Raw genomic sequence first — 12312 nt, 5'->3', positions numbered from 1 at the left:
GTAGTGAAACTACGACTGGCAACGCGGGAAAGCCCGCTGGCTCTCTGGCAGGCCCGACACGTCGCCTCGCTGCTCGAACAAAGCGGCGGGGATGTGGAAGTCGAACTGGTACCGATGACCACCCAGGGTGATCAGCAGCTCAATCAGCCGCTGGCGGCCATCGGCGGCAAAGGCCTGTTTCTCAAGGAACTGGAGCAGGCCATGGCGGACGGTCGTGCCGATTTTGCGGTGCACTCGCTCAAGGATGTGCCCTACGAGCTGCCGGACGGGTTTACGCTGGCTGCGGTACTGGACCGGCACGACCCGAGAGATGCGCTGGTCAGCCCACGCTACGCCAGTCTCGACGAATTGCCCGCCGGCGCGGTGGTCGGCACCTCCAGCCTCCGGCGGCAGGCACAGCTGCTCAACCGTCGGTCCGATCTGACGGTGCGCAGCCTCCGGGGCAACGTGAACACCCGGCTCAGAAAACTCGATGACGGTGACTACGACGCCATTGTGCTGGCGACCGCCGGCCTTGAGCGGCTGGCTATGGCCGACCGCATCACCCAGCGGATCAACGTGGAGGTCTCGCTTCCCGCAGTAGGCCAGGGGGTGGTGGCGATCGAGTGCCGGGAAGATGACGACGCCTGCATCGCGGTGATGCGGCGCCTGCATCATGCACCCACTCACCGTCTGGTCACGGCCGAGCGTAGCTTTAGCGAAGCGCTGGCCGGCAGCTGTCAGCTGCCGATGGCCGCAAACGCCACCGCCAGCGGCGATGAGCTGCACCTCGACGGTCTGGTGGCCACGGCTGACGGCAGCCGACTGCTTCGCGAAACGACTCTAGGCCCGATGACCGATCCGGCGGGGCTGGGCCTCGCACTGGCCCAGAGTCTACTCAAGGCCGGCGCTGACGAGATCCTGGACGCCGCCAGATGAGCGGGACCGGGCTGACCACCCGGGGCGAGCTGGAGGTGGATCTGGCGGCGATCCGACATAACTACCGCGCGCTGAAGGAACATGCAGCTCCCGGTCGCTGTGCCGCGGTAATCAAAGCCGACGCTTACGGCGCCGGCGCCGCCTCGGTTGCCCGGGCGCTCGGTCAGGAAGGCTGCAGAGTGTTTTTTGTGGCTGACGCCCGCGAGGGCTTAGCGCTTCGTCAGGAGATGCATGACGCCGAGATCATGCTGCTGGACGGTCTCAGCGATACCGACTTACCCGCCGTGAAAGAGGCCGGCCTGATTCCCGTGCTCAATTCCCCGCGGCAGCACCAGCGCTGGCAGGCCGCCGGTGGTGGCCCAACCGTTTGGCAGGTCGACAGCGGCATGAACCGTTTGGGGATGGCAAAGGCGGAGGCGGAGGCGCTGGCTGGCGAAGACCGCCCGCCGGACCTGCTGCTTACCCATTTTTCCTGCGCCGATGAAATCGACAAACCCGCCCATACGCAGCAGCTCAAGCACATCGCAGAGCTCCGCGCGGCGTTCCCGGACGTGTCGATGAGTCTCGGCAACACCGCCGGCATCCAGCTCGGCGCCGCGGGGCGATCCAGCCTCAGCCGCTGTGGCATCGGTCTGTTTGGCGTCAACCCGGCGGCAGGCAATCCAGGACCCGGGGTCACGCTCAAGTCTGCGATCCGGCTGCGCGCGCGGGTTCTACAGCACCGATCGATTCCGGCCGGCTCACCCGTGGGCTACGGTGCAGCGTGGCATGCGGAGGACGCTTGCCATCTTCTGACCGTCGCGCTGGGCTACGCCGACGGAATTCCGCGGCGCCTGGGTAACCGAGGCAGCGCAACCTTCGACGGTACGGCGCTACCCATGGTAGGCCGGGTGAGCATGGACTACCTGACGCTGGACGCGAGCGGCCTGGAGGCACGCCAACGCGAAGACGCTCGCTGGGTGGATCTGTTTGCCGACGCGACAGCGCTGGACCGGCTGGCCAGCGAAGCCGACACGATCAGCTACGAGCTTCTGGCCCGACTGGGGCCGCGCATCCGACGTCGGTACCTGACGTGACGGGGAGTCTGGACCGGCTGACCTTACTGCTCGGCCGGCCGGCGGAACTCGCTGAGCCATGGTGCCAGGCCTTCCGTGAGCTGGGTGCGGAAGTGATCCATCAGCCCGCGCTGCAGCTGGATTCGGCGACGCCAGGCGCGGCCGAGCTGGCTGCGCTGACCGACGTCAGACCGACCGACTGCTCGGTGTTTTCCAGCAGGCCCGCGCTGACACACGCGCTGAGGCTTCCGGCGATGGGCGATCGGCTGGCGCGCACCGTTTCGTGGGCGGTTGGGACGCAAACCGCGAGGGCGCTGGTCGAGGCCGGTGCCGGCACGGTTCACTCACCGGCTGACGGTGCTGGTGCCGACGCCCTGCTGGCCGATCCGGCGTTCCCGGGGGCTCAGCGCGTTTTTCTGTTTGCCGCGAAAGGCGGGCGAAAGATTCTGGCCGAGACGCTCGCCCGACGTGGCGTTGAAGCGATCGACGTCTACGTCTATCGACGCTCCCCGGCGCCGATGGACCCGAACGCCGCGAAGGCGCTGGCCCAAGCCAAGCCGCCGATTGTGGTCGTCGGCAGCAGCGTGGCGATTCTCAAGCGGCTGCTGGCGCTCTTCGGCGACACCCTGAAGGACCAGTATCTGATCAGCCTGAGCCCGCGAATCACCGAGGCGGCGGCGCGCTTTCCGTTCGCCGAAGTGATCGCCGCCCAGAGCCCGGATTTGCCCAGCATCATCCAGGCCGCGCGCCTGATCCGTGAACGGAACGCGTTCTAAATCGTGGTCGGTGGCAAGCGCGAAGTGACGAGACTGCGCTAAAATCGCGCCATGGACGATCAAAAACCCCAAGCGGACGACGCCGCTGAAGCATCGCCCGCCGGCGAGGACACCCAGGAGCTGCCGCAGGTTTCGGACTCCGCCGAAGCCTCAGCGCCCGATGAACTCCCGCCAGAGCTCGAACGAGAGCTCGAACCAGAACCGGAGCCCGAGCCCATGCGCGAGCCTGACCATCTCGCTGAGGCAGCGGCCGAATCCCAGGAAAACAGCGAACCGACACGGGAAGTCGCCACCGAACCGGCGCCGGTTGTCGTCAAGAAAGGCGGCGGCATGGCTTCGCTTGCGCTGCTACTCGCCCTCGGGGCCGCTGGCCTGTCAGGCTACCAGTGGTACGAGGGACGCTCCGCGGCAGGACCGACGGAGCAGCCCGAGCTGCCGGATTACAGCGGCCTGATCACGCAGCGTAGCCAGGAGCTCGAGAATCGACTGACCACGCGCGTCGAGCAGGTGGAAAACCAGCTGGCCAGCCAGGAACGACAGCTTGGCACCCGCCTCGATGGCCAGGGTGATGAGCTCGAAAGCCGGGTCGATGCGGCCCTGTCAGAGATCCGCAAGAGTCTGGGCGAGGCGCGCAGCACGCTGGAGCAGGATCTGGACGAGGTGAAACGCCAGAATCAGCGGCTGCGGGCCGACCGGGAGGGGCTCGATGCCACCCTGGCCGGCATCGAGGAGTCGAGCCGGCGCACGGCTAGCGCGTTTGAAAGGCGGCTCGGACACGTGGAGTCCAGCATGGGGGCCCTGGCTGATACTCGCGGCGATGCGGCGAGCCAGCTCGCGCTGGCGGAAACCGAATATCTGCTGCGGGCTGCCACCGAACGGCTGAGTCTCTTTAGCGACGCTGACGGCGCCAGCCGCGCGCTGGCGCTGGCGGCCCAGCAGCTCAGCAGCGTCGACGACCCGATTTACAGCACCGTTCGGCAGGCCCTGGCTGAGCACCGCCAGGCTTTGGGTCAGCTTCAGCTGCCCGATCGGGTGGCGCTCTCTACCGAACTGCTGGCACTGGCCCGGAGTTCGGCGGAATGGCCCCTGGACGCACGGCGCAGCCTCAACGCCAGCGGCGCCAATCTGCTGGTGCCGGAGACGACCGAAGAGGGCTGGTGGGCTCGGTTTAAGTCGGTTCTGTCCAACGTTGTGGTGGTGCACCGAGAAAAGGAAACCGCGACCGTGCTGCTGACGCTGGAAGAAGAGCGGTTGCTGCGGGAAAACATTCGCCTCCAGCTCCAGGTGGCGCAGCTTGCGGCCGCTCGAGGGGAGCAGGCACTCTTTGAATCTTCGGTGGCCGCGGTCCGTGACTGGATCACCGAGTATTACCAGACCAACGCTGAACCGGTGGCCGACGCGCTGACCAGGCTCGCCAGGCTCGCCGAAACCCGGCTGAGCCCTGAACTGCCTGACATCTCCGGAGCCCTGCGACAGCTGCGCAGCATCCGCGCCACCGAAGACTTGGCGGATCGCGCGGCGTCAGCGCCCGCCGGCGGAGCGGAAGGCCGATGAAAATTATGCTGGCGCTGGTGCTCGCGGTGGGCCTGGCCCTACTGGCCATTTGGGCCCTGCCGCTACTGCGGGGGTATGTTCTGATCCGCGCCGACGGCTGGGCGATTGAGATGAACGTGTTTGTGCTGCTCGCGTCGCTGGCTTCGCTGTATATCCTGATCCGCCTGGGAATCTGGCTTTGGTACCTGCCCGGCAACGCCGTGCGGGGCTTTTTCCAGCGACGAGCCGCAGCCCAGCTGGAGATCGGCATGCTCGCGCTGTCGGAAGGCAACTGGCAGAAAGCCGAAAAGGCGCTGTCCAAGGCGGCGCGCAAAGGCGACCAGTCGGCCCTGAGCTATATCGGCGCCGCCCAGGCGGCCGCCGGGACCGGACACGAGGGACGCGCCGACGAATATCTCCAGCACGCTGATCAGTCCAGCAAGGCCCACGACTCGGTCCTCATCACCCGAGCGTCCCTGCAGCTGTCGGCCAACCACCCGGATGAAGCGCTGGCGACGCTGAACGAGCTCGGCCGAACCAAAGAAACCCGCCCGCGGGTGCTGGAGCTCAAGGCGAGAGCCCTGGAGCAGCTGGAGCGCTGGACCGAGCTGGCCGCGATCGCGCCGGCGCTGACCAAGGCCAAGATCATCGACGACGAGCAGCAGAGTCGGCTGGAACACAAGGCCCTGCTGGCGGCGCTGGAAGGCGCACAGGACTCAGCGGCTCTGACCACTTCGTGGAAGAATCTCAGCCGCGGCCAGCGTCAGGAGGTGGTGTTCCTAAAAGCCTATGCGGCTAACGCCGCGGCGCTGGGTGCATCCGATATGGCGGAAAAAGATCTGCGGGCCGCGCTCGGTCGACAGTGGTCAGACGAGCTGCTCGATCATTTTGTGATCGCCGCCGGCGAGGATCCCAAGCTCACGACCCAGCTCGAAAAGTGGCTGGCTAAACACCCGGACAGCGCCGGCCTCCACCGTCACCTGGGGCGTCAGCTGGTTTTGGGCGAGCGTTACGCCAAGGCGAAGGAGCACCTGGAGACCAGCGTGAACCTAAGCCCGAGCGCTGACGCCTGGGCGGAGCTGGCGGAACTCAAGGCCCACCAGGGGGATACCGAGGGCGCGCTAGCGTGCTACCGCCAGGCCAGCCAGAAATCTGCGCTGCCGCTCGGGCCGGCGCTGCTCACCGCTGACGGAGATCAATTGGCCCCGGCGTCAGACCAGCTGCCGCCCGGCTAGCCATCTCGACAAAACCCTGCTCCAGGTCACGACAGAAGCGCGCGGTGTCGAACAGCCGGCTGCCGCGGGCCGCCACGCACCGGGTTTTCACTGCTGCCAGCTGCTGAGGGTTGATACCCAGGCTGATCGCGAGCTGCTGATACTCCTCCAGGTTTTCTACCACAAGCTCGCTGAGCCCAGCGCTGGTCAGCAGGCTGCCGGCGACCCGGGCCGCAAACGATCGCCCAGCGCAGGTCAGCACCGGACAGCCGGCCCACAGCGCATCGGACGCCGTGGTGTGGGCGTTGTACGGCAACGTGTCCAGAAAGAGATCAGCCACCGAAAGCCGCGCCAGGTAGTCCAGATGCGGTAGCTTGGGACTCATCACCAGCCGGGAGGGGTCGACACCTTGCTGGACCGCTTCGCGCCGCAGGTTGGCGTCGGTGCTGCTGCCCGCTTTGCCCGCCAGCAGCCACAGCACGCTGTCCGGTACCGCTCTGAGGATCGCCATCCATGCGCCGAAGATGGTCGGTGAGAACTTATACGAGTTGTTGAAGCTGACAAACACCATTCCCTGCGCCGGCAGCCCGCACGCTTCGCGGGTCGGCACGCGATCCTCGAAGCGGCGTGTGCTGTCGCTCGGCTGGTAGCTGCCCGGCAGAATCACCGGTGCCTCGTCGACGTTAGCCAAGACTTCCTCGGTGGCCACAAACGGGTCCAGCACCACATAGTCCATGAAATCGGCGCCCATGGTTCCCGGATAGGCCAGCCAGTTCACCTGCAGGGGCGCGGGGCGCGTCGCGAGCACCTCGGTCACCGCACCACCGCCATAGCCCCGCAGGTCCACCAAGATATCCACCTGTTCACTGGCGATGGCCTCACCAATCCGGGCCAGAGGCTGTCCGTTGAGATCGTGAAACCGGTCCATCGCGTCTCGGATTCGCCAACGCAGACCGCTGCCGTCGTCCGGCCCCACCGAAAACGCAACCTGTCGAAACCGGTGACGATCGGTACGTTCGAAGTACTCAGCCGTCAGGCAGGCCGTTGGGTGTCGATGAAATCCCGAAGAAAGGTAGCCCACCGTAAGCGGCCGCGTTCCGTCCCAGGCCAGCGGTTCAGCGGGCCGTGAATGCCGCGGCAGAAACGCCGCTCGTTCTCGGATCTGGGCCGCCCAGAGCCTGGCGCAGCTCGCGTGCCGCGGCGGATCATCCACCTGAGAAAGGTACGAAAACGGCTTGAGGCCAGGCGCACCCTGATCCATGACGTCCTCGAAGCGCAACGCCAGCGCCTCAGCCCCGGCCCATTGGCAGAGCCTCCGCTGCAGGAATAGATGTTCGCTGAGCGCCGGCCCAAAATTTGGCTGAAGTTTTAACGCCTGGGCCTGGGCCGCCAGCGAATCGTCCCACTGCCCCAGCTCGTCGAGAATCACGCCGAGCTGGTACCAGCCGTCCGGCTCAGGCGCCAGCTCCACTGCGCGCTGCAGCGCCGCGCGCCCTTCCTCGGGGCGCCCGAGCGTTGCCAGCGCAGTGCCTCTTACCTTGTAGGCCGGGCCGAGGCTCGGATCCAGCGTCAGCGCCGCATCCGCGTGTTTAAGAGAACCCTCAGCGTCCCCCGCCTGCGCCAGCACGGCAGCCAGATTGGCGTTCAGCGCCGCCGCGCCGGGTTCCAACGCAACGGCGCGACGATACGCGCTTGTCGCCTCGTCGAGCCGACCGGCCAGATGATGAGTGGCGCCCAGCTGCTCATACACCTGAGCGGTTTCCGGATAGCGACTCGCCGTTTCGTTCAGCGTTTGCAGCGCGCTGACGAGGTTACCGCTGTCACGGAGAGCCCGCGCTAGCAAGAGCTTCAGCTCGACCTCCGGCGCACCGGAGAGCTGGGGCTGCAGCCGCAGGGCGTCTGCCAGCTGCTGCGCGGCGGCGGCCGGTTCACCTCGCTGGAGGTGCAGCACCGCCGAAAGCCGCAGCACCTCGGTTTGCTCGGGAAACGCCGCCAAAATGGCGTCATAAGCCGCTCGAGCGGCGGCCGTCTGCCCAGCCTGATGCCAGCGCAGCGCCGCCGCCAGCGCATCCTCAGGCGCCATCGTACGCTGACCCTGGCCAGGTATTATTATGTTAATCAATAGTTTGCGGGACTACGGCGGGTGTTCAAAGCAAATCCTGACCCAGGTCAAGAGATCGACGGGCCTGACGATACCTGATGTAACGATTTAACACGTAACCGCCGATCTCCGATGCTATGATAACCCGTCGTTTTCGGCTGACTATTCAGGCTTTTCTATCGTGAGTTCTTCAGAAACAACAGCGGCGCCCATCGAGTGGGCCACCACCATCATGTTTGCCGTAACCACGGTGGTAACGGTCACCGCGGTGCCCGTCTACGCATGGTTCAACGACTTCTCCGCCACCGCCTGGATCAGCGCCCTGCTCTTGTGGGTTTACTGCGGCATCGCCATCGGCTCCGGCTATCACCGGCTGTGGTCTCACCGCACCTATGAAGCTCACTGGCTGCTAAGGCTGTTTTTTGCCATCGGCGGCGCGTTTGCCCTGCAGCACAGCATCCTTCAGTGGTCGGCCCGGCATCGGGTTCATCATCGCCATGTCGACGAGGAAGAAAAGGACCCGCACTCGATCAAACGCGGCTTCTGGTATGCCCACATGGGCTGGATGATCCGCGACTATGAACCGGCGCGAATCGGCTTGGATAAGGTGCCCGATCTGAAGCGCGACCCGATTGTCATGTGGCAGCATCGCAACTATTGGCTGCTGACCTGGGCCGCCAACCTGGGCGTCCCCGCCCTGATCGGCTGGATGGCCGGCGACCTCTGGGGCTGCCTGCTGCTGGCCGGCTTCGCCCGGCTGGTGCTGAATCATCAGGTGACCTTCATGATCAACTCGCTGGCCCACATGTGGGGCAAGCAGCCCTACACCGAAGAAAACACGGCCCGCGATAACTGGCTCATCGCGCTCGTGACCTGCGGGGAGGGTTACCACAACTTCCACCACATGTTCGAAGGCGACTATCGCAACGGCGTACGCTGGTGGCAGATCGACCTGAACAAATGGTTTATCAACGTCTGCAGCTGGTTCGGCCTGGCAAAGAATTTTCGCCGCACGCCCAAGATTCAAATCCTGCGCGCTAAGGTGAAGCTTCAGTTCGAACGCGCGCAGGCCCGACTGAGCCGTATCGAGTCCGGCGAAACTTCGTTCCGCGATACGCTGGACGCCGAATACGAGCAGTTTCTGGCAACCGTCAAAGCCTGGCAGGAGCTGCAGGTGCAGCGCGTTCAGAAGAAGCGAGCCGATCTTCAGGAGCGATGGAGCAAGACCGTTATCAGTACGCGGATGCGGGAGCTCGAGTACAGCCTGAAGATGCAGCGAAAGCGCATCTCGCACATGGTTGCGGCGATCCCGGTCACCTGACCGACTGCATTACCGGCCACCTGCCAAGCCGGCGGGTGGCTCACCCACACACAGCCGAATCCAGACCTTGCGGAGCATCAGCCGACCGGCTAACGGCCGCACAACCACTCCCCCGATGAGGTTTACAGCGCAGACGGAGCGCCTTAAGCGCCCCGATCAACCGTGAGGTTGGGCATCTCCTCGCGCAGACCATCCAGCTCTTTGGACAGCGCCTCGGGCGAGGTTGAGCCGCGGGACAGCAGCTTGTAAAACACTGGCACCATAAACAGCGTAAACACGGTGGCGACCGCCACGCCGGAAAACATCACAACCCCCAGGACAATCCGGCCTTCGGAACCCGGTCCGGTGGCCAGGATCAGCGGAACTGAGCCGATGGTGGTTGACACGGTTGTCATCAGCACCGGGCGCAGCCTGATTCGCGCTGCGGTGAGGATCGATTCCTCAAAGTCGCGCCCGCTGTCGCGAAGCTGGTTGATAAATTCCACGATTAGGATGCCGTTCTTGGCGGCGATTCCCACCAGCAGAATAATGCCGATCTGGCTAAAGATGTTGAAGGTCAGGCCAGACGCGAGCAGCCCGAGCAGCCCCCCGATGATCGCCAGCGGCACGGTGATCATCACCACCAGCGGCTGACTGAAGCTTTCAAACTGAGCGGCAAGCACCAGGAACACCACCAGCAGCGCCATACCCAGGGAAAAGTAAATGGCTCCCGAGGCTTCCTTGTATTCGAGCGACTGGCCTTTGTAGTCGATCTGGGCACCCGCGGGCAGCTCGCGCCGCACCGTCTCCACCAGATAATCGAGCGCCTCGCCCAGGGCATACCCCTCTTTGAGGCTCGCCGAGAGCGTCAATGCTCGAATGCGGTTGTAGCGGTTGAGGTTGCTGGCACCCCCCACGGCTTCCACCTGGATCAGGTTATTCAGCGACACCAGCTCGCCGGAGGTGTCGGACCGCACATAAATGTTGGATAGATCTGACGGCGTTGCGCGCTGCGACGCCACCGCCTGAATCACCACGTCATACTCTTCGCCGTCGACCACGTACGTGGTGACGGCCTGCTCGGTCATCATCGCCTGCAGCGTGCGCCCAACGTTGCGCACGCTGACGCCCAGAGCGGCGGCGCGATCCTTGTCGACCCGCACCATCAGCTGGGGCTGAGTCTCTTCAAGGTCAGAGCTAACCCGCGAGAAGCCCGGGTTTTCCGCCACGGCGTCGAGCATAAGGTCCCGCCAGCGTGCGAGCTCGTCGTAACTGGGGCCGCCGATGACAAACTGAACCGGCTGGCCGCCGCCGCTGCGGGACAAGCCGGACCGCATAAAGGTAAACATCCGCAGGTCGGCAATGTTGCGCCACTGACCCATCAGCTCGCCCATCGCTTCCTGCGTGCTCATCTTGTCCGGCTCGAACTCATGCATGCCCACAGCCAGCACACCCTGATTGGCTGCGGTCCCGCCGAAGCCGGGGATGATGGTCACTCCGCGGAGCACGTCGCCGGACTCGACCAGCTCCAGCATCGGCCCCTCCAGCTCCGGGATGTAGCCAGCCATCTTGCCGATGCTGGTGCCCTGCGGGGCCTTGAACGGGACGTAAAACATGCCCTGGTCTTCCTGCGGCGCGTACTCCTGAGGCACGGTCTGGAACAGCCAGAACAGGCCAACGCCGACACCCAGCAAACCCGCCACGAAGGCCCAGGACTGGCGAAGCGCAAACCCTACGGCGCGCTGGTAGCCCGCCGCCATCCGATCGAAGCGCGCGTCCACCCAGCGCGACAGCGGATTGCCGTCGTTGGTGGGCTTCAGCATTTTCGAACAAAGCATCGGCACCAGCGACAGCGCCAGCACGCTGGAGAAAATCACCGCGGCGGAGATAGTCACCGCCAGCTCGGAAAAGATTCGCCCGATGTTGTCGTCGAGAAAAATAATCGGAAGAAATACGGCCACCAGGACGGCCGTGGTGGCAATCACCGCAAAACCCACCTGGCGCGATCCGCGAAATGCCGCCAGCAGCGGCGGCTCGCCCGAGTCGATACGCCGATGCACGTTTTCGAGCACCACAATGGCGTCATCCACCACCAGGCCAATGGACAGCACCAGCGCCAGCAGCGTGATCAGATTGACCGACAGGTCAAACGCGGCCAGCGCAATGCACGCCGCAATCAGACAGACCGGGATGGTCAACACCGGGATCAGGGTGGCCCGCACGTTCCCAAGGAAGAGCAGAATCACCAGTCCAACCAACCCGACGGTGGCCGCAATGGTCAGAAAAACCGCGCGAATGGCGGCGCGGATAAAGACCGAATCGTCCTGGCTCCGTGCGATCGACATGTGGTCCGGCAAGTCGTCGGCGACCCGCCCCATCATCTCGGTGACCGCCGTCAGCACTTCGACCGTATTGGCGGTGGACTGCTTGATGATGCCCATCCCCACGGCGTCCTGGCCGTTGGTGCGGAAGAAGCGGCGCTGTTCCCGCGGCCCCACCTCTACCCGGGCGACCTCGCCCAGCCGGATGTTGTGCCCGTCATCCCCAGTCGCCAGCACCAGCCGCCGAAAGTCGTCTGCCGTTACGTAGTTGCGACCCATGCGAACGGTGAATTCCAGATCGCGGGTTTCGATACGCCCGGCCGGCAGCTCCACGTTTTCCGCCTGCAGCGCTTCCTCGACGTCGGTGACCGCCAGTCCACGCGCGGCCAGCGCCTGACGGTCGATCCAGATGCGCATCGACGGCCGTCCACCGCCGTTAACATTGATCTGGGAAACGCCAGCGATGCTGGAAAACCGGTCGATGACGTAGCGTTCGACGTAGTCGGTCAGCTCCATCAGGCCAAATTCGGAGCTGTTGATCGTCACATACATGATCGGCCGAGCATCTGAGTTTTGCCGCTCGACCCGAGGCGGATCAACGTCGTCGGGCAACCGCCGAAGGATCCGCGAAACGCGGTCCCGCACGTCGTTTGTTGCGTCTTCAATCCCCCGACCCAGGTCGAACTCGATGTTGATGTTGGAGAACTCATCGCGGGAGCGGGAGGTGATCGCTTTGATGCCCTCGATGCCGCTGATCTCGCTTTCCACCAGCTGGGTGACGCGTTTTTCAACCACTTCTGCTGAGGCGCCGGGATAACCCGTCGAGACAGACACGATCGGGGCCGCCACGTCGGGGTACTCCCGAAGCGGCAGCTGCTGGAATGACAGGACGCCGAACGCCAGGAGCAGCGCGCACAGTACGGTGGCGAACACCGGTCGTTTGACCGAGGTATCGGATAACCACATGGTCTTTCGTCTCCTAGAACCCGGAGGTGGTGGCGCCCGCGGCACCAACCGCGGGGGGGCCATCCACGCCCAGCCCCATGACGGGGTCCTTTATTCCGTGACGCCAGTTTTCGACGCCCTCGGTGTCT

8 protein-coding genes are annotated in these 12312 nt (G+C 64.8%); 6 read left to right on the top strand and 2 right to left on the bottom strand.

Going from position 1 to position 12312, the window contains the following annotated elements; genetic code table 11:
• Positions 1-3: 3 nt before the first annotated feature.
• The 5 genes from hemC to AAF358_10430 are packed head-to-tail and all read left to right on the top strand — an operon-like array spanning position 4 to position 5517.
• Positions 4-918, top strand: coding sequence for a hydroxymethylbilane synthase (gene hemC / locus AAF358_10450; GenBank protein ID MEM7705963.1), 915 nt, complete (start codon positions 4-6; stop codon positions 916-918).
• Positions 915-1994: an alanine racemase gene (gene alr, locus AAF358_10445; protein ID MEM7705962.1), complete on the top strand. Its 1080-nt coding sequence runs from the start codon at positions 915-917 to the stop codon at positions 1992-1994. Before hemC ends, alr begins: the two co-directional genes overlap by 4 nt.
• Positions 1991-2749: a uroporphyrinogen-III synthase gene (locus AAF358_10440; GenBank protein ID MEM7705961.1), complete on the top strand. Its 759-nt coding sequence runs from the start codon at positions 1991-1993 to the stop codon at positions 2747-2749. Before alr ends, AAF358_10440 begins: the two co-directional genes overlap by 4 nt.
• A 51-nt stretch (positions 2750-2800) precedes the next feature.
• Positions 2801-4303, top strand: a complete 1503-nt coding sequence (locus AAF358_10435; protein MEM7705960.1) for a uroporphyrinogen-III C-methyltransferase — start codon at positions 2801-2803, stop codon at positions 4301-4303.
• A complete protein-coding gene (locus AAF358_10430) occupies positions 4300-5517 on the top strand; it encodes a heme biosynthesis HemY N-terminal domain-containing protein (GenBank protein ID MEM7705959.1) in 1218 nt (405 codons plus the stop codon). Before AAF358_10435 ends, AAF358_10430 begins: the two co-directional genes overlap by 4 nt.
• On the opposite strand, the gene AAF358_10425 is transcribed toward AAF358_10430, so the two are convergent.
• Entirely contained in the window at positions 5462-7579 is a 2118-nt protein-coding gene (locus tag AAF358_10425) for a tetratricopeptide repeat protein (GenBank protein ID MEM7705958.1), read from the bottom strand. The genes AAF358_10430 and AAF358_10425 overlap by 56 nt on opposite strands.
• Positions 7580-7778: 199 nt before the next feature.
• On the opposite strand from AAF358_10425, the gene AAF358_10420 reads away from it, so the two are divergent.
• A complete protein-coding gene (locus AAF358_10420) occupies positions 7779-8918 on the top strand; it encodes a fatty acid desaturase (GenBank protein ID MEM7705957.1) in 1140 nt (379 codons plus the stop codon).
• 143 nt (positions 8919-9061) lie between these two features.
• On the opposite strand, the gene AAF358_10415 is transcribed toward AAF358_10420, so the two are convergent.
• Positions 9062-12184 carry an efflux RND transporter permease subunit gene (locus AAF358_10415; protein MEM7705956.1) on the bottom strand — a complete coding sequence of 1041 codons (3123 nt, stop codon included), beginning with the start codon at positions 12182-12184 and terminating at the stop codon, positions 9062-9064.
• Positions 12185-12312: the final 128 nt, after the last annotated feature.

The sequence above is a fragment of the Pseudomonadota bacterium genome (assembly GCA_039033415.1).
GTDB lineage: Bacteria > Pseudomonadota > Gammaproteobacteria > Xanthomonadales > SZUA-38 > JANQOZ01.
Note: the sequence above shows the minus strand (reverse complement) of the source record. Positions and strands in the feature narration are given on the sequence as shown.